Genomic DNA, 22,994 nt, shown 5'->3' with positions numbered 1-22,994 from the left:
GGTGGTTCAGACATTCGAGGAAACACAATGGTTCGCATCAATCTTACCGCATACTTTCTTATGATCGTTGCACTGGCAACTGGCGCTGCACATTCACAGGCAGATAGTGCAACCACCAAGCAGGAACGACCCAAGGTCGGTCTCGTTCTGTCAGGCGGCGGCGCACGCGGTGCTGCGCATCTGGGTGTGTTGAAAGTTCTTGAAGAGAACCGCATCCCGATTGATGCTATCGCTGGTACCAGTTTTGGTGCGTTGGTCGGCGGCCTGTATGCCTCGGGGTATTCCGCAGATGAACTAACCGAAATTTTAAATACACTGGACTGGCAGGAAGCCCTGTCCACCACGGCACCGCGCAAAGACCGCTCATTCCGCAGGAAGCAGGACGATGACGGCTTCCTGATCAAGTTCAGGGTGGGTATCAAAGAAGGTAAGCTAAAGCTGCCGTCTGGCCTTGTTAACCCTAACAACCTGCGGTTATTGCTGCGCGAACTATCTACCGGTGCGGCAGATGTGCGTGATTTTGACAATCTCGCTATCCCGTTTCGTGCAGTAGCCACTAATCTTGAAACCGGTAAGGCTGTGGTACTCGGCAAAGGTGATCTCGCGTCAGCCATGGTTGCCAGCATGGCAGTGCCTGCCCTTTTCCCCCCTGTGGAGCTAAACGATCAAATTCTGGTCGACGGCGGCGTTGCAAACAACATTCCCATTGATGTTGCCCGCGCGATGGGCGTGGATATCGTTATTGTAGTGGATATAAGTACACCGCTGAAAAAACGAGACGATCTGGAATCTTTTACGTCTGTTATCAACCAGCTTTCACTGATTATGACAAACGCAAATGCCGCTGCACAAATGGCAACGCTGCGTGACAGTGATATTGTGATCCGCCCGCAGGTGAATGATATTGGTTTGGTGGAGTTTGAACGCACAGGCGATGCTGTGCCACTGGGTGCAGTTGCAGCGCGCGCCGCTGAGGGAAAACTGTCTGCCCTAGCGTTACCAGATGCTGCCTGGCGTATGCACCTTGCCAGCCGCACACTTGAGGCAAACACCGATCAAGTGATTGACTTTGTGCGTATCAACAATACGTCAGCGCTCTCGGATGAAGCCATTCGCGCACGTGTTTCACAAACCACCGGCGAACCACTGGACGCGCAGCAATTATCACATGACCTGACTCGCCTGCACGGTTTGCAGCTATTTGAAGAAGTCGGCTACCGCAAAGTTAAAGACGACGATCTTACCGGCATTGAAGTACGCGCACGCGGGAAAGATTACGGCAATACCCAGCTGCGGTTCGGGCTGGCCATGCAAGATAATTTTGACGGCGAAAGCGGCTTTCAGCTCGCCTTTGGCCTGAACCAGCTTGCACTAAACTCACGCGGCGGTGAATTCGCTGCACGCGCTACAATTGGTGATCAGCTTGGGCTATTCACAGAGATTTACCAACCACTGGATTTTAATGACCGCTTTTACGTGTTTGCCAATGCTGACGTGACCGAGCTAAACCAAAATATTTCAGCTAATGACGGCACGGATGCATTGCTTGGTCAGGCCCGCGTTACAGGTGCAACCTTCCAGTTAGGTGCGGGTCGAAACTTTGGTGTATGGGGAACCTTGCGTGCAGGATTGCAGCGCAATTATAGCCGGATTAGAGGCCGTATAGGATTACCGCGCGATGTTATTGTAAAAGTAGATTCCAGCAGGTTTGTTGCTGAATTTGAAATCGACACACTCGACAACCCCCGCTTCCCGCACGAAGGGCTTGGGTTTGAAATAGGCTATGGTAACGATCTCTCGTTACTGGGGGGTGACGGGCAGGTTGATAATCTGCAAGTCGGTTTCTACAAGCCATTTTCATGGGGCGATAATACGCTTGGAATAAACTTTCTTGCCGCAACCACGTTTAACGGCACACCTGACGAAACAGACCTGATTTCATTAGGTGGTTTCACCAACCTCACCGCTTTTGCACCCGGGCAATTAAGCGGCAATCATGGTGGTGTTTTAAGCGCTGTTTATTACCGCAAAGTTGGTGGTGGCCTAGGCTATCTTGCACAAACACCGCTGTATGTGGGCGCAACACTTGAAACCGGAAACGTATGGAACGACACCAGTGACATCAGCCTCGGCGACCTGAAATGGAGTTCAAGTCTTTTTGTTGGTGCTGACACATTGATCGGCCCGATATATTTGGGCGGCGGTATTGGCAGCAGAGGCGAGGCAGCAGCCTTCCTCTTCATCGGTCAGCTATTTTAATGCAACAGCTGATAAAGGTATTTACACTCACATATAAGCCTTCAACTTCAGCCACTAAGCCAACTTCACTTGCACACAGCTTGTCGCATTGGTCTTGCGACTGATGCACAGCCCCGCTTACAGTCTTAAGGATATTCAACCGGGCTCATGGGGGTGAGCTCAAAAGCACGGGGAAGCTTTATGGAAGACCGCCTTTTACACTGGTTATGGCGCAACAAAATGATTGTTGGGCTGCTCGCTGTTATTATTTCTATTTTCACATGGACTATCGAGCTGATGGGTATGGTTTATGTATGTCCGTTTTGCCGGACACAGCGCACCGTTATCGGCCTGCTGGGCCTCATGATGCTGTTTCCCAATCCGGGGTGGATTGTGCGCTATGTTGCAACAGTGATTGGCGCGTTCGGGTTTGCCGTTGGGGCTACCCAGCATTTCGCTGGTTGGCGGCGCATCATGTCAGGCGAGTTTGAATGGGGCGAACAATGGTATGTAAACTCATGGCCATTGTCCGGCTTTGCTATCTTCATCATCACAGGGCTTGTGCTGTTGCTATGGACATACCGGAAAGAGGCATAGGCAGCGCGCAAGCCTATGACCCAAACACATGTGAGTGATATTTTCGTTCACCGTTGACTTGGGCGGCGTACGTCATACATTACGGGCAACCTCAACAATGAAAGAAAGCTGATTATGTTTAGCCATATTATGCTTGGTGCCAACGATGTTGCTGAATCCAAGAAATTTTATGATGCCATTCTCGCGACACTCGGTCGCAAACCGGGTGTAATGGATGAAAAAGGCCGCTGCTTTTACTATGAAAAAAGTGGCATTTTCTCCCTGAGTAAGCCCATTGACGGCAACCCAGCTACCGGCGCCAACGGCAGCACAATTGGTTTTGCTGCAGCAAGCCCTGAAGAAGCTGATGCATGGCACAAGGCAGGCTTAGAGAACGGCGGTACAGCAATTGAAGACCCACCGGGTGTTCGTGAAGGCGGTGGTACAAAAATGTATCTGGCTTATTTGCGCGACCCATCAGGCAACAAGATTTGCGCGCTACATTTGATGAGCTAAAGTAACCTTGTACGTTAAAATTAAAGACCACTTGCTTCTCAGCAGGTGGTCTTTTTTATTGCATAGATAATGGTGCGTTAGATAGGCAGCACACGGTCCGGCGGACGGTGGCTGTCCACATAGGCGCGGATGTTAATCAGCACCTTTTCTCCCATCGCCATACGCGCTTCTACTGTTGCGCTGCCCATATGCGGCAAAAGCACGACATTCTCAAGCTCAAGCAGCTTGGGGTTGATGGTTGGTTCCTGTTCGAACACATCAAGGCCTGCGCCTGCAATACGTCCAACCTCGATCAGGTCAGCCAGCGCTTCCTCGTCAATAATTTCGCCGCGCGCTGTGTTAATGATAAAGGCGTGTGGTTGTAGTTTTTTCAAGCGCTCCCTATCCAACAAACGGTTTGTTTCTTCTGTCAGCGGGCAATTCACCGAGATAACATCCATGCGGGTAAGCATCTGATCCAGATCTTCCCAATATGTTGCCTCAAGCTCAGCTTCCACATCTGCCGGCAAACGAGACCGATTATGATAATGCACCGACATGTTAAAAGCTTTGGCGCGCCGCGCCACCGCGCGACCAATGCGGCCCATACCAATAATGCCTAGACGTTTACCCTGAATACGGCGACCCATCAGGAACGTAGGTGTCCATCCGGTCCAGTCACCTGATCGCAGAATTTTTTCGCCTTCAAACAAACGCCGCGGTACTGACAACAGCAGGGCCATTGTAAGGTCAGCCGTATCTTCCGTTAAAACGCCCGGCGTGTTGGTGACGATGATGCTTTTTTCTTTTGCTGCCGTTAGGTCGATATGATCAACGCCTGCACCAAAATTGGCAATCAGTTTTAACTGCTCACCCGCAGCAGCGATTATGTCTGCTGTGATATCATCTGTAACGGTTGGCACCAACACATCTGCCTCAGCTACGGCTTTCTTTAACTGCTCTGCAGTCAAGGGCTTGTCAGCTAAATTAAACGTCACGTCAAAAAGCTCTGCCATGCGTGTTTCGATGCTATCAGGTAGTTTGCGAGTCACAATTACCTTGGGACGCGTGCGGTTTCCTGTTTGACTCATGTGACGAAATAACCTTTTCTGTCGGCTGATTTGGGATGTTTAACGAACAACCCTTGCCAATAGCGTACTTAGTGGACAAATATGTGCGTTACCTAGCAGATGGTGAACCGTGTTTCAAATGACAAGCGATACTGAAAGACAATGACCAACAAGATATCAATGAAATCGTTTGTAACCGTAGCGATTGCGACTGTAATGGCAGCAGCGGCGATGTCTGGCCTTATGCCTGCTACCGCGCAAAAAGTTGGACCAAGCGGCAATCCGCTTCCCCGATTCGTATCCTTAAGCGCCAGTAAAGCCTTCATGCGAACAGGCCCCGGACGGCAATACCCAGTGGACTGGGTGTATGAACGCCAGAACCTGCCGCTGGAGATTATCGACGAATACGGTGCATGGCGGCAGGTACGCGACCATGAAGGCACAACTGGCTGGATGCTTGTGTCCTTGCTGTTCGGGCCGCGCACAGTAATGATACGCGGCAAGACCAGAGAACTATATGCAAACCCTGCATTGAACGCTGAACCTGTTGTCATCGCAGAAGCCGGTGTGATCGGTCTGGTTGAAGGGTGTGAAGGCCTGTGGTGTGAGATAGAAATTGCAGGTGAAAGCGGCTGGATTGAACGCAGGCATCTTTGGGGCGTTTACCCTGGCGAAACCCTAGATTAAAATACACACCTGACCTGAAGCGCTCCGTACTTTAAATCCGTTTTCATTGTATTCTGGATATAAAACGCTGGCTGACATTTAACATTTAAACAATATCAAATTCTTTCCTTGAGTCTACTTTGCAACTTATTATATAAGTACTTACGTAAATATAGATAAGTGATAATCATGAATAAAGAACTGTACTTTGAATTAGGCCTTGGCACGCGTATGCGGCGCCTGATCGAGCTTTTCACGGCAAGCGGCGAACGCCTTTATGCTGATAAAAATGTAGCGATTAAAGTTGGGCATTTTTATGCAATTTATGCTGTGGCACAGCGCGGCCCGCAAACAATTAACGATATTGCTGAAGCTGCTGGTTTCAGCCACTCCGCTGTAAGCCAAACAGTAAAGAAACTTGTTAATCTGGGCATTTTCGACACTCATGCGACCAATGATGCCCGGCAAAAAAATGTCGTGTTAACAGCCAAGGGTCAGCAGATTATCAGCACACTTGGGCCTACATGGAACGCAATTGAAGAAGCGATGAAAGACGCCATTGCAGAAACAGGTATCGATTTTATGGACAGCCTCACCCGCCTTGAACAGGCCCTCGGGAAAACAAGCCTTTATGACCGCGTGCAAGCCAAATTGACGACACCAAGCAGAGCGCATGCATTCGAAATCAAGCCGTATGACAATAAATGGCGGCAAGCTTTTCATGATTTGAATATGCGCTGGTTGAACGAATATTTTGAAGTGGAACCGCTGGACACCGTTTTATTGTCTGACCCGGAAAGTACTATACTAAATGAGGGTGGGGAAATATTCTTCGCTGTCAGCAATAATGCGGTACACGGTACAGTCGCGATGAAGCGTAAAAACACCGGCGTGTTCGAGCTCACCAAACTTGCGGTAGACCCAGATGTGCAACAAGGCGGAATGGGTAAAGCATTATGCAAAAAGGTGATTGAACGTTTTGTGGCGCGCGGCGGAACAACTTTGTTCCTGGAAACGAACACCATACTCGCACCGGCGCTGAAGCTATATGAGAAATTAGGTTTCATTGAAAAACCAAATCCCTATTCCAGCCCTTACAGTCGATCAAACCATTATATGGAGTGGATCAACCCCAAGCTCGGGGCACAGCATGGGTGAAGTCAAGATAATCACGGCTGAACAACAAAGCGATTTTGCATCGGCAAAGAAACTATTTCAGGCTTATGCTGACAGCCTTGACTATTCAATTGAATATCAGGGGTTTTCTAGCGAGATGGCTCGTTTTCCAGACGGGTACAAACTCATTTTACTCGCCGCGCTAAACGGCCAACCTGTCGGTGCTGTCGGATTGAAAGAAAGCGATGGTGATAAGGTTTGCGAAATGAAACGCATGTTTGTGGAACCAGCCGGTAGAGGGCGCAACATTGGCCGCTTGCTTGCTGAGCGCTTGATACAGCAAGCAAAAACCCTGGGCTACAAAACCATGCTGCTTGATACACTGCAACGCTGGAAACCTGCCTACTCTTTATATCAATCCCTCGGCTTTACAGAGACCGAACCATTCGAGCACTTCCCACAGCCAGATGTGGTTTACATGAAGCTCTTGCTCTAAGGTGAACGCTTACATTCAAGGCTTAGAAGCACACCTGATAAATGATATATATAACGCCGCGACAACCGCATGTGTTTAGGGGGTGATTTATGAGTGAAAAAATAGCCGCTACCATAAAACAGCTAGGGCATGATGAATGTTACCTACTGAGACAATTGCTCAACCTGTTTGGTACTGCGTTTGAAGACGAAGACACATACACCAAAGCGCAGCCAAGTGATGCCTACCTGAAAAAACGACTAAGCGACGAGACATTCATTGCGCTTATTGCCATGCAAGGTGAAAATGTGGTGGGCGGGCTGGCAGCCTACGAGCTTAAGAAATTTGAGCAAGAACGCAGCGAATTCTATATTTATGATTTAGCGGTCGATGCAGATCACCGACGAAAAGGGATAGCTACCGCTCTTATTGATCAGCTAAAGGAAATCGCAAAATCTCGAGGGGTCTTTGTGATTTTTGTACAAGCAGACTATGACGATCCGCCCGCGATTGCGCTTTATACCAAATTAGGTGTGCGAGAGGATGTATTACATTTCGATATTGAGCCTTAACGACAATGGCTTATGGGTAATACGTCCATTATTTAACAATTGTTACGCTTAGTTTTTAAGCATTTTTACCTTTTTCTTCGCTACATAAAGGCTGGCTGATTTCACGCTGTTTTCTGCCGGGAAAATCCGCGCATGATGTCTTTTATTTTCGCATGCATACTCATACCTATAAACCACCCTTGAATTAAAATACTCATTACAATGAAGAAACTAGTATCCGAGAATAAAGAGACCTCGTAAAAATCACCCAAGATTCGGAAAATACCTGTAAAAACACCTAAATATAATACAAGTATACAGCCTATAACTTCAAACTTACGCCCATTAGAACCAATTATAAGTTCCATTTCACTGTGTTTTCTTCGCAGTACTACCAGAAGCATTACAGTACCGATGATAAGAACAACGGCCAACCCCGATAACCGTGCAATCGCCAAGCCAACAATTAGAGAGCCTGCTGATAATGCAAAAGCATAAACAGCCATGATACTTAACAAACAGATGTAAGAGACATACACACTCCACACAGGAACGTAGGCCGACAAGCGCCTGTCTTCTGTTGATGCAGACCGTTTTTTCGGTAGCGGTATATTGCGCGTAACAAAAAAATGAAACAGGACTAAATATAGCACACAACTCACCGACCAATAGACAATGGGACCAATGAACATCATCAACAATAATGAAGATTGAGAAGCCACAATAGTCAAATGTACATACGTAACAAAAAGAACAATTGCTGACATATACGATAAGCTGACTGCCGTTCTCTCGAAAAATAAATGACTACGAAAGCTTGGGTTTTCAGAAACCCAAACAGGGTTTCTCTTGAATGCTAAATGACGATTTACCGCCACCGCAATGCGTGCAGCTATAACGAATAAAACCGGTATTTGTGTAAAGGTTAAAACCAGCAAGATTGTATCAGTCATGGTATTATTCCTTTAGATGGGTGATTTGTATTTCCAGCAAAGCACAAACGTCTTCAGCACTCATACCGTGCAAACGAAACGACTGTATAAGCGTTTGGAGCTGAATGGCTGCATTATGGCTATTATTCTGCATGATGTTTTGAGCCGCGCTATCTCGTACACATGTACCCTTACGACCACGGTTTACGGTAACATGCTGTTGCTCCAGCAGTTTGTATGCTTTGGCAACTGTGTTTTGATTAAGGCCTAAATCATTGGCAAGTTGCCGAATAGCTGGCAAATTATCACCAGCATTAAGAGCACCATTCTGTACGCCCTGCTGCACCTGTTGAACAATTTGCTCGTATACAGGTGTTGGGCTGCTCATATTTATTTCTATTTCCATGTAAATTAAGTATATCTTTTTGTACTGTTTGACAATAGTACAAATTAATACAATACTATTTTTAGTACATAAAAATTTATTCATGAAAGCACCACATGAGCATTCTCACAATCGGAACAGCCCTTGCTCTTTTTATGGTTAACACCCCAGAGCCATTGGATTTACAGAAAATTGAAGCAGCCCTGGATACCCGCACGAGCGCCGAATATTACGCAGGACTCGCTGTTGGAATCGTTAATATGGATCAAAAGGGCCTATTGATTTTAGGCGATGCCAACAAAACGACCAGCAGGCCTATTGATAAAGACAGTATATTTGAAATTGGCTCAATCACCAAAACCATGACCGGCATTTTACTTTCTGAAATGGTGTTGAATGGTGAGGTTCAGCTTGATGATCGGATTTCAAAGTATCTCCCTGAAACCGTTAGAATACCGATGTACGAAGGAAATCATATAACACTGCGGCATTTAGCAACTCATACGTCAGCATTACCTCGCTTACCGAGTAATCTAAAACCCACCAACATTGCAAATCCGTATGCGGATTACACAATACAAGACATGTATGATTTTCTGTCTAGCTACGAACTAATGTATGAAATCGGCACTAAAGCAGAATACTCAAATTTAGGCATGGGTTTGCTGGGTCATATACTGTCTCTCAAGGCAAACATGCCTTACGAACAAGTCGTTACTGAACGTATACTAAAACCATTGGGAATGAATGATACTACGATTACTATTCCAAGAACAAAAAGTCATCACCTTACCAATGGACATAACCAACTCGGCAAGTCGACATCCCATTGGGATTTACCAACACTCGCAGGTGCAGGTGCACTAAGATCAACGATTACAGATATGATGCTGTATCTATCAGCCAACATGAAGCCAGAAGCCTCTCCGCTTTCAAGTGCAATAAAAATGAGCCATCAATTTCAAAATGATTTCGATACTACAGCAGGTTTATCAATCGGGCTTGCTTGGCTCATACAAAAAAATGGTGATAGCTCAGTGACTTGGCATAACGGGGGAACGGGCGGCTATCGGTCATTTATCGGTTTTAACAGTCAGAAAGACCGCGGTGTAGTAATCCTGGCAAACTCTCTAGATGATGTAGATATGCTTGGTGTAAACATCTTAAACGGCGATACGAAGAATCTTGGTTATATTAGCTCGGAAGAGATATCTTTGGCTCCAGAACGCTTAAAACAATATACAGGTGATTATCAACTTGCACCAAACTTTATCCTCTCCATCACCGAAGAAGATGGACAACTCTTTGCACAAGCAACAGGACAGCAAAAAACTCCCGTTTTTGCCAAGTCAAATACAGAGTTCTTTTATAAAATAGTGGACGCTTCCCTGACTTTTGTTGAGAAAAATGGCAAAGTAATTTCTCTAATTTTACATCAAGGCGGCGATCACCCAGCAAAGAAAATAAGATAGAGGCATCATGGGGTTTAAAATTCACTAATTACAGCATCAACCTGAATTTCAACGAGTGCCTGCTTGGGTGAAAGTTTCTGTACCTCAACAATGGTGCTAGCAGGGCCTATATGGCCAAAAGCATTTGAATGTGCCTTTGCTACACCGGGTTCGTTTTCCATATCGGTTACATAAGTCACGGTACGAACCACGTCACTCATGCTGGCACCCGCTTCAATAAGCGCGGACTTAATAATATTCAGGGCAGCCTCGGCCTGTTCGAACACGCCAGCATCAAGGTCAGCGCCGCGGGCAGTTGTCCCTGAAACGAAAACATGGTTACCAACACGAACTGCGCGGGAATATCCATATTCATCCTCAGAGGCATAACCGGAACTAATATTTTTACGCATGTTATTCTTCCTGAATTCTCACAACTACACGGAAACCTAATCGGGCTAATTAGTCGCACTCATTGCTGCTCCGGCATTTGTAACCTAGCATCAAACCTTCAGTGGCACATTAAGGAACCAGCTTATGTCATTCAACAAAGTGCTCGTTACTATTGGTAGCCTACTAATTTTTATTACTAGCTTTTTACATATCAGCGCAACTGACCTAGCATCACAGGCCGCTACCGCAATCCAATCGCCTTTCTTTAGCGCCGCTGTAAAACCATTATGGATAACATTCACATCTCATCTAATCGTGTTTTCCATTATCGCTATCATAATTGGCTTCAAAGGAAGCCCGACTATGCAAAGATTGCTCATACTTATCGGCATAACACCCATCATCGATGCAGCAATGATGTTTTATTATATTGGGCCGTTCTTACCAGAGCTGATGTTGGTTGCTGCAGGTATGTTGTTGATTACAGCAGGCCTACTAAAGCCTAAAACAAAATAAACCCGACGCTAACCGGGTTTATTTCACTGCGATACGATATGAATAATCGCGTATTAGTCACCCGTAATAATGCGATCAACCAACTGCTTCACTGTAGGCACAAAGCCATTCGAGTAAAACGGATCAGAGCCAAACCGGAACGCATTGTGGCCGGCAAAAACAAGGTTATCGTCAATACTGCCTTCATGCGCAACATCCTCAAGCGTCTTCTGAATGCAGAAACTACGCGGGTCAGCAAGGCGTCCTGTAGAGTTTTTCTCGTTGGTTGCCCAACTAGAAAAACGACACTGGCTTAAGCAGCCAACGCAATCTGCCTGGTCTTTTCTGATCTCTGCACACTTCTCAGGAGTAGTGAAAATCAGACTATCACCTGGAGTTTTCATTGCTTTGGTATAACCAGCATCAATCCATTTTTGCGCTTTCTCAGCTGAGTCGCCGCAAACGTAATATTTCTTGCGATCAACCGTCAACTCAACGCAAAACTCGTCCGTAGGCTTCGCGCTGAACTCAACCTGGCGGTCATTGCGCTGCACCAGTTCACCAATAAAGCTGTTCTTAAGTGCACTAGAGAAAAAGCCAGTTGGGCTAAAATTCTGCAAAAGAATATCGCCCTGCTTCAATTCAAGCAGTTTCTTTTTCCACTTATCTGAAATCTGGCTTTCCTTCGTCAGGAGTGGGCGCGTACCGAACTGGAACATGATCGGGCCAAGTTCCTTGTTGTCGATCCAGTCTTTCCACTCTTTCAGGTTCCAGACACCACCGGCCATGATAATTGGTGTTTCACCGAGGCCAAGCTTGCGCATAATGTTACGCAGTTCCAATACACGTGGGTATGGATCACCCGGCTTCGTTGGGTCTTCTGCATTCGACAGGCCATTATGCCCACCAGCAAGCCATGGATCTTCATACACAACCCCGCCAAGTTTCTCGGCAGCATTTTTGTAGGCCCGGCGCCACAACAAACCAAACGCACGGCCCGACGAAACGATAGGGTAATAGTGTGCACCGTATTTGCTGGCGAGCTCACCAAGCTTAAAGGGCATGCCGGCACCACACGTAACGCCGTGAATCATGCCTTTTGTTTTTTCCAAAACTTCGTGAAGGATGCGCTGTGCGCTGCCAACTTCCCAAAGCATGTTAATGTTGATATGACCTTCGCCCTTGGAAATTTCCCAAGCCTTACGCACCTGATCAATGGTGCCTTTTACAGAGTAAGCAATCATTTCTTCATGGCGATCCGCACGCGTACGGCCATTATATTCGTGCGTTTCCACATTACCGTGTGCGTCATACTGGTCTGCAATAACAGCCGAAATTGTACCGACACCGCCCGCACCGGCCCATGGGCCTGAACTAGCACCTGTTGAAATAGCGACACCTTTGCCACCTTCAATAAGAGGCAGCACTTCCTTGCCGCCAAGCCTGATCGCATTCAGGTTAAAACTCATTTAGTACTCCCGTCGCTCTGCCTGTGACATGCAAAGCATTTCCATTCAACATACAGACCAATTGTTTCGGTCAGCTGACTGTCCAACGGCTTTGCGCTGCATAACATTACAACGCGCCCCAATCGGAAACTGGCGTGATTATAATACACACCAGTTTCATTTTTACGAACGCTTTAACGCGTTCTTAATTTCAACACCTAGTTACGGCGTGGACCTTTGCTTGGGCCAGACTTTGGCGGTGCAGCATTTGGATCGTCTTCACCAGTTTCCTGATCAACAACACGCATCGACAAACGCACTTTGCCGCGGCCATCAATTTCCAGGCACTTCACGTAAACTTCGTCGCCTTCTTTGACAACGTCGGTTACTTTCTCAACACGTTCTTCAACCAGTTCAGAGATATGCACAAGACCGTCACGGCTACCCATGAAGTTTACAAACGCACCGAAGTCCATAATACGAACCACTTTACCTTTGTAGATGGTGCCAACTTCAGGCTCGGCAACAATGCCGGTGATCCATGCTTTGGCTGCTTCAATCTCAGAGGCTACGCTTGATGCAATCTTGATTGTGCCATCATCATCGATGTTCACCTTAGCACCAGTTTTCTCAACGATCTCACGGATCACTTTACCACCAGTACCAATCACTTCACGGATTTTGTCCGATGGGATCTTCATCGTCTCAATGCGCGGTGCGTGCTCGGAAAGCTCAGTACGCGCACCTGAAAGACCTTTGTCCATCTCATCAAGAATATATGCACGACCACGACTTGCTTGCTCAAGCGCAACTTCCATGATCTCTTTCGTGATACCTTGGATTTTAATATCCATTTGAAGGGCTGTCAGGCCTTTCTCGGTACCAGCAACTTTAAAGTCCATGTCGCCGAGATGATCTTCATCACCAAGGATATCAGAAAGAACAGCAAACTTATCGCCTTCTTTAATCAACCCCATCGCAATACCGGAAACCGGGCGCGTGATAGGAACACCGGCATCCATCATAGCAAGCGATGAACCACACACTGTCGCCATTGAAGACGAACCATTTGATTCAGTGATCTCTGACACAAGGCGAATTGTATACGGGAATTCTTCCGCATCAGGCAAAACAGCCTGCACTGCACGCCATGCAAGTTTACCATGACCAACTTCACGGCGACCCGTAAAGCCTACACGGCCACACTCACCAACAGAAAATGGCGGGAAGTTATAATGCAGCATAAACTTGGAACGGTAAGATCCCTCAAGCTGATCAATGATCTGCTCGTCTTCACCTGTACCAAGCGTAGCAACCACAAGACCCTGTGTTTCACCGCGTGTGAACAATGCAGAACCGTGTGTGCGTGGCAAAATACCAGCCATTGCTTCAATGTCGCGCACATCATCAAGAGCTCGGCCATCGATACGTGTACCTGTTTCAAGGATGTCACCGCGAACAATGCTGCTTTCAAGCTTCTTGGTCAGGTCAGCAACCATTGCATCTGTCAGATCATCGTTTTCCGCAACCATGTCAGCCGTTGCTTCTTTAACGGCAGCTTTGATTTCTGCAATACGACCCGAACGCTCTTGCTTCACTTTAATTTCGTATGCAGCGCGCATATCTGCTTCAGCTACTTCAGCAATTTTTGCTTTCAAGGCAGTTGTGTCTGGACCTTCAGGAAGCTCCCAAGGCTCTTTTGCAGCAACTTCAGCAAGTTCGATGATACCGTCGATAACTTTTTGGAATTCTTGATGACCGTACATTACAGCACCAAGCATCACATCTTCAGACAGTTCGTTTGCCTCAGATTCAACCATAAGAACGGCATCATGTGTACCGGCAACAACCAGTTCAAGGTCGCTCTCTTCTTTGATTTGCTCGATAGTTGGATTGAGCACATATTCGCCGTCAATGTAGCCAACCTTAGCACCAGCAATAGGGCCGAAGAACGGCAAACCAGAAAGCGTAAGAGCCGCAGAGGCACCAATCATGGCAACAATATCGCTATCGTTTTCAAGATCATGGCTCACAACTGTACAGATAATCTGTACTTCATTTTTGAACCCATCAGGGAACAATGGACGGATCGGACGATCGATCAAACGACAGATCAGCGTTTCTTTTTCGCTTGGGCGACCTTCACGTTTGAAAAAGCCACCTGGAATTTTACCAGCGGCATAATATTTCTCGGTGTAATTTACTGTTAGCGGGAAAAAGTCCTGACCCGGCTTAACAGAACGTGCACCAACCACGGTACAAAGAACAGTCGTATCGCCGTATGAAGCCATAACCGCACCGCCAGCTTGGCGGGCAACATGACCAGTTTCTAGTGTTAGGGTACGGCCACCCCATTCAATTTCTTTGCGATGAATATCAAACATATTTTTACCTTTCAAAGGCTTCCGGTTATCGCATTCATGAGCCGGAAAGCCTCGCATACCCCCTTGGGTATGCTTCTTTCAGAATGTTTCCGCCACAACCCCATGTCACGGCGAAATGACTTGCTTTTTGTATAGGAAGGCGAGCTAACGCCGCCAATTCATTCCCGATATACCCGGCCTAAACGATCAGGCCTAAAAGCAAGAAGGCCGACCCATCAGGACCGGCCTTATTGATCAGTCTACTTACGTAGACCAAGACGCCCGATAAGCGTTTTATAACGCGCGGCATCTTTACCTTTTAAATAATCAAGAAGTTTACGACGCTGGTTAACCATCTTGATCAGACCACGGCGAGAATGGTTATCCTTCTTGTGGTCTTTAAAGTGTTCAGTCAGCGTAGAAATACGTGAAGACAAGATAGCGCATTGTACTTCCGGTGAACCGGTATCGCCTTCTTTAACAGCGTATTCATTGATAAGTTCTTGTTTCTTTTCAGCAGTAATCGACATCGATCTTCTCCTAACAAAATTTACATATTGAAGACCCGCAGTGGACGAATATTCTCGCCCTCGGCTTCTGCAATCGCGACCGGTATATCACCGTTCACAAGTAAGCAAACGCCCTGCTTAGCTTTGGGGTTTTGGATTGACCGACCCATTTTGATGTCGGCAGCTTCCTGAGCCGTTACGGCGAGCGCCAAGATGTCGTCCAGCGCCGTCGTAATTGGCTGCAAATCGCCCGCAGCGCGCGCACTATGGCGCATGTCTTCCAGCTTTTCCAGCGAAATCGCAGCATCTAAACTAAACGGACCCACACGCGTTCGTCTCAGCACGGTAATATGGCCGTAAGTGCCCAATTTCAGCGCTATATCACGGCCAAGAGATCGCACATATGTACCTTTTCCGCACACTACATGAAATTCAGATTCTCCTGTGTCTGCGTTAAATGAAACATGCTTAAGTGATTGAATTTCAACGCTTCTGGGTTTTATTTCCACATCGACACCTGCGCGAGCCAATGCATAGGCGCGCTTGCCATCGACCTTGATTGCGCTGTATATGGGCGGTACCTGCTCTATGGTACCAACAAATTCATCAAGCACAGCCTCAACATCTGCGACACTTGGTACATGACCACCTGATTGTGTAATTTCGCCCTCACAGTCATCCGAATCGGTAGCTGTTCCCCATTTTACTGTAAACTGATACTCTTTGGTTGCATCAACAATATAAGGCATTGTTTTAGTAGCTTCACCAAAGCCGACGGGTAAAATACCGGTCGCTAATGGATCAAGTGTGCCACCATGGCCAACCTTTTGAGCATTGAAAATACGCTTGGCAATCGCCACAATTTTTGCACTGGAAAAGTCCGCTGGTTTATCAACAACCAACCAGCCATCAACTTTGTCGCCCTTACGTTTGCGCGCCATTAAGCGTCGCCTTCGCCGGCCTTAAGGTCTTTGCGTACTTTAGGATCACGCAACAGCGCATCAATATGACTGGCCTCATCGAAGCTTTCGTCAATTTTAAATCGAAGCTGCGGCATATATTTCATATGCACGGCTTTGCTCATTTCACCGCGAATGTGTGCACTGTTTTTGTTTAGTGCCTTCGTGATAACGCCCTTAGGGTCACCGCCTAAAGGCATCACAAAAACTGTGGCGTTGCGTAGATCAGGACTTATCCGCACTTCAGACACTGTGACTGACTGACCATCAAGGTCCGGGTCCTGCACATCACCGCGCGCAAGTATGGAGGCAATAGCGTGCCGCACATTTTCGCCAACACGCAACAAGCGCAAGCTCGGCCCTGCGGCCTGCTGATGATCTCTTTTTGACATGGTTAAACTCTCAATAAAACCGAGCGGTGTTAAAGAACACGCTCGATTTCTTCAAGTTCAAATACTTCAAGCACATCGCCTGATTTGAAATCATGATAATTTTCAAATGTCAGACCACATTCCTGACCAGATTTCACTTCTTTCACATCATCTTTAAAGCGACGCAGATTTTCGATCTGACCGGTATAAATGATCACATCATCACGTAGGATGCGGGCTTTAAGGTCGTTACGAATAGAGCCCTCGATCACCATACAACCAGCGGCCTTGCCTGCTTTACCAGCCTGGAAGGCATCTTTGATGTCTGCGCGGCCAATAACATTTTCTTTGAACTCAGGTCCAAGTTGACCAGCCATCGCTGATTTCACGTCATCAATCAGATCATAGATGATTGAGTAGTATTTAATTGTAATACCCTCAGCCTCGGCAGCGTCACGGGCCTGTTTGTTAGGTCGTACGTTAAAGCCGATAACCAGTGCATTCGATGCTTGCGCAAGCGTTATATCAGCTTCAGTGATACCACCAACAGCACCGTGCACAACGCGGCATTTAATATCGTCGTTACCCGACTTCTCCAGTGCTTGCGTAATCGCTTCAACCGAACCTTGAACATCGCCCTTAATCACAACATCAAAGGCTTGCTGGCCATCAGCTTCCTTAAGATTAGAGAAGATACTCTCAAGCGTTTTCGGCGCAGCAGATGCAGCTTGGCGTTTCTTACGCGCCAAGTCTGTACGATATGTTGCAACTTCACGTGCACGCGCTTCATTCTCCACAACAGAGAAGTCATCACCAGCACCAGGAGCACCGTTCAAGCCAAGCACTTCCACTGGCTCGCTTGGACCAGCTTCTTTAACTTGTTTGCCTTGATCATTAACAAGTGCGCGCACACGGCCAGATTCAGCCCCAGCAACAAAAATGTCGCCAACACGTAGTGTACCGCGCTGTACAAGCACCGTTGCAACAGGGCCGCGGCCTTTATCAAGCTTGGCCTCAACTACAACGCCTTCGGCCTCGCGATCAGGGTTGGCTTTCAATTCAAGAATTTCAGCTTGCAGCGCAATAGCTTCGCGCAACTTGTCCAAGCCTGCGCCTGTCAACGCTGACACTTCAACTTCCTGCGTATCACCCTGGAAAGTTTCCAGAACAACTTCATGCTGCAGCAATTCATTACGCACACGTGTAGGATCTGCACCTTCACGGTCCATTTTATTGATTGCCACAATCATCGGCACACCGGCGGCTTTCGAATGGTTGATAGCTTCAATAGTTTGCGGCATGACGCCATCATCAGCAGCTACAACAAGAATAACAATATCTGTAACACTCGCACCACGCGCACGCATTTGCGTAAAGGCAGCGTGACCCGGCGTATCCAGGAATGTGATCTTGTCACCGTTTTCATCTGCAACCTGGTAAGCACCAATATGTTGTGTTATGCCGCCCGCTTCACCAGATACAACGTTGGCTTTACGCAGCGCATCAAGCAATGACGTTTTACCGTGATCAACATGGCCCATAACAGTTACAATCGGCGCACGCGGCAGCAGATCTTGTTCACTGTCCTCGTCACCAACCAGGCCAATTTCCACATCAGCTTCGCTTACGCGTTTAGCCGTGTGACCAAATTCTTCAACAACTAGCTGCGCCGTATCTTGATCGAGCGTATCATTGATCGTAGCAATAATATCCAGCTTCATCAGCGCTTTCATTACAGCGGTTGCTTTTTCTGCCATCCGCTGCGCTAGCTCCTGAACAGAAATTGCTTCAGGTACCGTAATTTCACGTGATTGGCGCTGCTGTGGCTGTGCACCACCCATTTCGGCTGCACGCTTTTTAGCTTGCGCACGTTTGTAGGCAGCCAAAGAACGCTGACGCTCATCACCAGCCGTTGCTGTTGAAATAGTAAGCCTGCCACGACGCCCACGATCATTGTCACGACCACGCGGACGCGCATTACGGTCTTGTGATGGTCCGGCCTTTTTGTCTTTACGTTTAGGCTTACTGCGTGCTTCAGTAGTTTCACCGCCAGCTTGGCGCGCTTCACTTGCCTTTTTAAGCTGTACGGCACGCGCTTCAAGTTCAGCTTTCTGCCGCGCTTCAGCTTCGGCTTTTTCACGTGTGGCTGTGTCATCCGCAAGTTTCTTCGCGGCTTCTTCCTCAGCTTTTATCCGTGCTGCTTCTTCAGCTTTTTTCTTGGCATCGGCTTCAGCTTTTTGGCGCGCATCAGCCTCTTCGTCATATGCCGCAGCGGCAGCAGCTTCGCGCTTCTTGCGTTCAGCTTCAAGAACAGCGCGTTGCTTCGCCTCTTCTTCTTCGCGTTTCTGCGCTTCGCCCAGAACACGTTGACGGTTTTCAAGCTCGGCATCTGTCAATGAACGACCACCGGAAGATGGCTTTTTCTTTGGCACATAGGCTTTAGGCGCTTGCGGCGCTGGCGTTTCTGGTGCTTGAGGCGCCTCAGCGGGCGCTCCACCTTTAACGAGGATACGCTTTTTCTTGCGTTCAACCACAACCGATTTGCTGCGGCCATGGCTGAAATTTTGACGAACTTGACCAGTTTCGACACCTTTTCCAACACCAAGGGTCGAACGTCCAGACAATGTTAATTTCTTATCGTCACTCATACTATTCTTCGTTCCTCTGCGCTTTTTAGTTTGCGCTTAACGGGATTGATCAACTTTGATCATCCCCTCCAGTCGGCCAATATCAGCCTTCAATTTATCAGCACCGCCACTTTGCATTAGCAAAGCATGTACCACATTATCGCGTCCTAGTGACGCCGAAAGTTGCTCACGGTCAAACAGATCAACGACAGGGACATCATGTCCAACAGCTGATCTTATTTTCCGCCGACCATCATCAGCACCGTCACTCGCCGCTAAAACCAAAGCTGGAACACCTGTTCCTTTTTTAGTTAGCGCCGCGCCAATCTTGTCGAAACCTGTAATCAGGTTTCCCGATCGTTGCTCCAACCCCAGCCTGTCAAGGCAACGCTTGGTTAACAACCGCGTAATTAATTCGGCCAAATCACCCGGCACCGTACTTTTCGGCACTCCGGCTTTCAAAGACCGACTCACGGCCTTAGCAAACTGGCCGCTTTTTACAGCATCACGAATGGATATGCCATCCGATTTAACCCATAGTCCACGCCCTGGCAGTTTTGCCGCAACATCCGGCACTAACACCCCGTCAGGGCCTTGCACCAAACGCACCAGCTGCTCAACTGGCAAAGTATCAAAGGTCAATATACAGCGCCGTTCAGGCATATGGTGACCCTTGCTTACTTCGGTTATTCTGCCTCTTGCTCAGCTGCGGCTTCAACTTCCTCAGCCTCTGAAGTTTCTTCCACCACTTCTTCCGGAGCAGGGAATGCTTCTTCAGCAGACAGCCAGCCAAGTACCACACGCGCCGTCATCACCATTGTGCTGGCTTCTTCTTCGGTCAGCGGGAACTTGCGTAAAATACCGTCTTCTTTGCTTGTCAGCTCATCAGCAGCACAACCGGCAAAGTCTTCCAATGTCTTTACCTGCTCCTCACCAAGAGCAACAAGCATTTGCGGCGTCAAACCTTCAACATCGGCAAGGGCATCTTCAACACCCATTTCAATCCGCTTTTCATCAGCGGCACGTGCTTCAGCCTCAAGGAAATCACCAGCACGGCGCTGTAGCTCACCAGCCAGATCTTCATCAAAGCCTTCAACAGCCAGAAGCTCTTCAAGTTCTACGTAAGCAACTTCTTCAACCTCGGTGAAGCCTTCAGCAACAAGCAAATGTGCAAGCGTATCATCAACATCGAGCGCTTCCATGAAGCGAGCGCTTTGCGCCATAAACTCTTCCTGACGGCGTTCGCTTTCTTCAGCTTCCGTCATGATGTCAATTGTCCAACCAGTCAATTGTGATGCAAGACGTACGTTCTGACCACGACGACCAATCGCTAGCGACAGCTGCTCATCAGGAACAACAACCTCAACACGCGTGCGTTCTTCATCAAGAACCACTTTTGCCACTTCAGCAGGCTGCAATGCATTCACAATAAAGGACGCTACATCAGGAGACCATGGAATAATATCGATCTTCTCGCCTTGCAGCTCATTAACAACCGCCTGCACGCGGCTACCACGCATACCAACACACGCACCAACCGGATCAATAGAACTGTCATTCGAGATAACAGCGATTTTGGCACGGCTACCCGGGTCACGTGCTACTGACCGAATCTCGATAATACCGTCATAAATCTCAGGCACTTCTTGCGCAAACAATGCGCCCATAAACTCAGGTCTTGTGCGCGTCATGAAGATTTGCGGGCCACGGTTTTCACGGCGTACTTCATAAATAAAGCCGCGCATACGCTCATTCTGGCGAACGTGCTCACGCGGAATAACTTGATCACGGCGCATTACAGCTTCTGCGCTACCCAGATCAACGATCACATTGCCGTATTCAACACGCTTAACAACACCAGTAGTGATCTCACCTACACGGTCTTTAAATTCTTCATACTGACGCTGACGCTCAGCATCACGTACCTTCTGAACAATGACCTGTTTTGCCGTTTGTGCCGCAATACGTCCAAAATCCATTGGTGGCAAACTAGATGCCAGATAGTCGCCAACTTCAGCGTCTTCTTTGTCTTTGCGTGCATCCTCAAGGCTGATTTGAACCGCAGGTTCTTCAACTTCCTCAACAACTTCAAGCACACGAAACAGACGAATGTCGCCAGTGTTTTTGTCAATCTGCGCACGAATTTCATTTTCCGCGCCATACCTAGAACGGGCCGCCTTTTGAATAGCGTCTTCCATCGCTTCAAGAACAATGTCCTTGTCGATAACTTTTTCACGCGCAACCAATTCTGCAATTTGCAGCAATTCTAGTCTGTTTGCACTGACAGCTGTTGCCATCACTTATACTCCATCGCTTAAGAGAGACATGCCCTCGTTAGCCGTTGTTAACTTTACGCGGCTAATTTACTGCGCCGCTTGTTTCTGTTGATGCAATTTTTTGCACCGCCTCCAATAACTCGTCCGTCAAAATCAGTTTCGCCTTCGCGACATCACTGTATGGCAAAACAACCTGCCCCTCATCGGTGTCCAAGACAATTTCACTACCATTGAATGCAGTCATACGGCCTTTGAAGCGCCGTCTGCCATCGATTTGGTTCTCAAGCTCAACCTTTGTCTCAAAACCAACCCAACGTTCAAAGTCTTTCTTGCGCGTCAGAGGCCGGTCAACACCAGGTGAACTTACTTCCAGCAAATACTCACCCGGCAACGGATCTTCGACATCCAGAATAAGAGACACTTCACGCGAAAGCGTAGCGCAGTCCTCAACACCCATCGTACCATCCGGGCGTTCGGCCATAATTTGCAGTGTAGGCTTACGCCCACCGCCATATGTCACGCGCACCAATTCAAACCCCAACCCTTCAACGGTGGATTTGATTAGCTCCTCAATCTGAACAGACGCCTCTGTCACGTCGTATTCCTTCTCATTATATCCTAAAATGCGCAGTAAGACATTAGGTGTGCACTATGGCAAAGCGGAGAGAACCCCGCTTCCTAAATAATACCGTCGATTCAGGAAAAGTGGCTTTTATATACTCCCAAGTCGGCGAAGCCGCAACCCAGAAATATAGGTTTCATAAATATTCAACAAAATAACGCCGCTACGCTGCAGTCTTGGAGACGCTGCGCGGCATTCGTTTGAACCTGAAATAAGTGGCATGCCCCTCCAAAGCCTTAGCTTCATAGCGCGTTTCAGGCCAGTCATCCGGCCTGACCAACCAATCATCAGGGCCCGCAGCCAACCATTCAAAATCATCACGGTTTGCCATTTGCAGAGCTGTCCACTCTCGGTAAATGGGGTGATCAGTACCGACACGGAACTCGCCGCCATCTACTAAAATGCGAGCAAGTTCATTTAGGTTAAACCGATTCACAAACCGACGCCGTGCATGCCTGCGCTTAGGCCACGGGTCTGGGTGCAGTAAAAATACACGCTCCACAGACGCGTCAGGTAACCGCTTGATGACATGCCGTGCATCGTCACCGTAAACACGCACGTTATCAATCTTGTTGTCATAAAGATGGCTAAGCAAACCGGCAACGCCGTTCATATATGGCTCGCAGCCGATATGACCAACATCTGCATTGTTTGTCGCCTGCCACGCTAAATGCTCACCTTTTCCAAACCCGATTTCCAACCAAATCGCACGCGGCTTTTGAGGGAATAGCTCGTCCAGATTAAGTAATACAATCTGATCAGAAGTTGGGTCTTCAATGGGCACAGAAATTGTCGGCAGGAAATCATCGATCAATGACTGCTTTCGATCAGATAAAGCAGGTCCTTTGCGGCGCCCAAAAAAGCGATGCTCTGGTCGCAAAAAACTTTTCTCTTCAGATGCCATTCTTACTGCGTCCATCCTGATATTATCTGCCGTACAGTGTTCAGCTTAAATACTGCTGCGCTCGTATATCCC

Annotated in this window: 23 protein-coding genes; 9 read left to right on the top strand and 14 right to left on the bottom strand. The window is 47.8% G+C overall.

The window, feature by feature from the left end:
• The first annotated feature begins 27 nt into the window (after positions 1-27).
• The 3 genes from OEU88_RS03445 (at position 28) to OEU88_RS03435 (ending at position 3,330) form a co-directional block, all read left to right on the top strand.
• The gene (locus tag OEU88_RS03445; RefSeq protein WP_262693703.1) at positions 28-2,259 is read left to right on the top strand and encodes a patatin-like phospholipase family protein; all 2,232 of its coding nucleotides are present in this window, start codon (positions 28-30) and stop codon (positions 2,257-2,259) included.
• A gap of 180 nt (positions 2,260-2,439) precedes the next feature.
• A complete protein-coding gene (locus OEU88_RS03440; protein WP_262693702.1) occupies positions 2,440-2,835 on the top strand; it encodes a hypothetical protein in 396 nt (131 codons plus the stop codon).
• Between the two features lie 114 nt (positions 2,836-2,949).
• Entirely contained in the window at positions 2,950-3,330 is a 381-nt protein-coding gene (locus tag OEU88_RS03435; protein WP_262693701.1) for a VOC family protein, read from the top strand.
• A gap of 77 nt (positions 3,331-3,407) precedes the next feature.
• On the opposite strand, the gene OEU88_RS03430 is transcribed toward OEU88_RS03435, so the two are convergent.
• Positions 3,408-4,400 (bottom strand): 2-hydroxyacid dehydrogenase, encoded by a 993-nt coding sequence (locus OEU88_RS03430; protein ID WP_262693700.1) that lies wholly within the window; start codon positions 4,398-4,400, stop codon positions 3,408-3,410.
• Between the two features lie 141 nt (positions 4,401-4,541).
• On the opposite strand from OEU88_RS03430, the gene OEU88_RS03425 reads away from it, so the two are divergent.
• From OEU88_RS03425 to OEU88_RS03410, 4 genes are all read left to right on the top strand, one after another.
• Complete coding sequence (locus tag OEU88_RS03425; protein WP_262693699.1) at positions 4,542-5,066, top strand: SH3 domain-containing protein; 525 nt, start codon at positions 4,542-4,544, stop codon at positions 5,064-5,066.
• A gap of 168 nt (positions 5,067-5,234) precedes the next feature.
• Positions 5,235-6,203 (top strand): bifunctional helix-turn-helix transcriptional regulator/GNAT family N-acetyltransferase, encoded by a 969-nt coding sequence (locus tag OEU88_RS03420; RefSeq protein ID WP_262693698.1) that lies wholly within the window; start codon positions 5,235-5,237, stop codon positions 6,201-6,203.
• Complete coding sequence (locus OEU88_RS03415; RefSeq protein ID WP_262693697.1) at positions 6,196-6,657, top strand: GNAT family N-acetyltransferase; 462 nt, start codon at positions 6,196-6,198, stop codon at positions 6,655-6,657. Before OEU88_RS03420 ends, OEU88_RS03415 begins: the two co-directional genes overlap by 8 nt.
• 89 nt (positions 6,658-6,746) lie before the next feature.
• On the top strand, positions 6,747-7,208 hold the full coding sequence (locus tag OEU88_RS03410) for an AAC(3)-I family aminoglycoside N-acetyltransferase (protein WP_262693696.1): 462 nt from the start codon (positions 6,747-6,749) through the stop codon (positions 7,206-7,208).
• A gap of 101 nt (positions 7,209-7,309) precedes the next feature.
• Here the strand turns inward: OEU88_RS03410 and OEU88_RS03405 are convergent, their stop codons facing one another.
• Positions 7,310-8,140: a hypothetical protein gene (locus tag OEU88_RS03405; protein ID WP_262693695.1), complete on the bottom strand. Its 831-nt coding sequence runs from the start codon at positions 8,138-8,140 to the stop codon at positions 7,310-7,312.
• Positions 8,141-8,144: 4 nt separating this feature from the next.
• Positions 8,145-8,609 (bottom strand): GntR family transcriptional regulator, encoded by a 465-nt coding sequence (locus OEU88_RS03400; RefSeq protein WP_262693694.1) that lies wholly within the window; start codon positions 8,607-8,609, stop codon positions 8,145-8,147.
• Between the two features lie 11 nt (positions 8,610-8,620).
• Here OEU88_RS03400 and OEU88_RS03395 point away from each other — a divergent pair, with 11 nt between their 5' ends.
• Complete coding sequence (locus OEU88_RS03395; RefSeq protein WP_262693693.1) at positions 8,621-9,976, top strand: serine hydrolase; 1,356 nt, start codon at positions 8,621-8,623, stop codon at positions 9,974-9,976.
• 14 nt (positions 9,977-9,990) lie between these two features.
• On the opposite strand, the gene OEU88_RS03390 is transcribed toward OEU88_RS03395, so the two are convergent.
• On the bottom strand, positions 9,991-10,368 hold the full coding sequence (locus OEU88_RS03390; protein ID WP_262693692.1) for a Rid family hydrolase: 378 nt from the start codon (positions 10,366-10,368) through the stop codon (positions 9,991-9,993).
• Positions 10,369-10,492: 124 nt separating this feature from the next.
• Between OEU88_RS03390 and OEU88_RS03385 the strand changes: the two genes are divergently transcribed.
• Positions 10,493-10,864: a hypothetical protein gene (locus tag OEU88_RS03385; protein ID WP_262693691.1), complete on the top strand. Its 372-nt coding sequence runs from the start codon at positions 10,493-10,495 to the stop codon at positions 10,862-10,864.
• 53 nt (positions 10,865-10,917) lie between these two features.
• On the opposite strand, the gene OEU88_RS03380 is transcribed toward OEU88_RS03385, so the two are convergent.
• The 10 genes from OEU88_RS03380 to trmB all read right to left on the bottom strand — a co-directional run bounded on the left by OEU88_RS03380 (position 10,918) and on the right by trmB (position 22,922).
• Complete coding sequence (locus OEU88_RS03380; protein ID WP_262693690.1) at positions 10,918-12,312, bottom strand: NAD(P)H-dependent flavin oxidoreductase; 1,395 nt, start codon at positions 12,310-12,312, stop codon at positions 10,918-10,920.
• A 197-nt stretch (positions 12,313-12,509) separates the two neighbouring features.
• Positions 12,510-14,675 carry a polyribonucleotide nucleotidyltransferase gene (gene pnp / locus OEU88_RS03375; RefSeq protein WP_262693689.1) on the bottom strand — a complete coding sequence of 722 codons (2,166 nt, stop codon included), beginning with the start codon at positions 14,673-14,675 and terminating at the stop codon, positions 12,510-12,512.
• Positions 14,676-14,914: 239 nt separating this feature from the next.
• Positions 14,915-15,184, bottom strand: a complete 270-nt coding sequence (gene rpsO, locus OEU88_RS03370) for a 30S ribosomal protein S15 (RefSeq protein WP_262693688.1) — start codon at positions 15,182-15,184, stop codon at positions 14,915-14,917.
• Between the two features lie 20 nt (positions 15,185-15,204).
• Positions 15,205-16,104: a tRNA pseudouridine(55) synthase TruB gene (truB, locus tag OEU88_RS03365; protein ID WP_262693687.1), complete on the bottom strand. Its 900-nt coding sequence runs from the start codon at positions 16,102-16,104 to the stop codon at positions 15,205-15,207.
• On the bottom strand, positions 16,104-16,514 hold the full coding sequence (gene rbfA, locus OEU88_RS03360) for a 30S ribosome-binding factor RbfA (RefSeq protein ID WP_262693686.1): 411 nt from the start codon (positions 16,512-16,514) through the stop codon (positions 16,104-16,106). Before rbfA ends, truB begins: the two co-directional genes overlap by 1 nt.
• Before the next feature lie 29 nt (positions 16,515-16,543).
• Complete coding sequence (gene infB / locus OEU88_RS03355) at positions 16,544-19,141, bottom strand: translation initiation factor IF-2 (RefSeq protein ID WP_262693685.1); 2,598 nt, start codon at positions 19,139-19,141, stop codon at positions 16,544-16,546.
• 36 nt (positions 19,142-19,177) lie between these two features.
• The gene (locus OEU88_RS03350) at positions 19,178-19,783 is read right to left on the bottom strand and encodes a DUF448 domain-containing protein (RefSeq protein ID WP_262693684.1); all 606 of its coding nucleotides are present in this window, start codon (positions 19,781-19,783) and stop codon (positions 19,178-19,180) included.
• Positions 19,784-19,806: 23 nt separating this feature from the next.
• Positions 19,807-21,417 (bottom strand): transcription termination factor NusA, encoded by a 1,611-nt coding sequence (gene nusA, locus OEU88_RS03345; RefSeq protein WP_262693683.1) that lies wholly within the window; start codon positions 21,415-21,417, stop codon positions 19,807-19,809.
• Between the two features lie 61 nt (positions 21,418-21,478).
• Positions 21,479-21,991, bottom strand: coding sequence for a ribosome maturation factor RimP (gene rimP, locus OEU88_RS03340; protein WP_262693682.1), 513 nt, complete (start codon positions 21,989-21,991; stop codon positions 21,479-21,481).
• Positions 21,992-22,181: 190 nt separating this feature from the next.
• A complete protein-coding gene (gene trmB, locus OEU88_RS03335) occupies positions 22,182-22,922 on the bottom strand; it encodes a tRNA (guanine(46)-N(7))-methyltransferase TrmB (protein WP_262693681.1) in 741 nt (246 codons plus the stop codon).
• Positions 22,923-22,994: the final 72 nt, after the last annotated feature.

The organism is Kordiimonas aquimaris, assembly GCF_025574485.1.
GTDB lineage: Bacteria > Pseudomonadota > Alphaproteobacteria > Sphingomonadales > Kordiimonadaceae > Kordiimonas > Kordiimonas aquimaris.
This window is presented reverse-complemented; position numbering and strand designations above follow the sequence as displayed.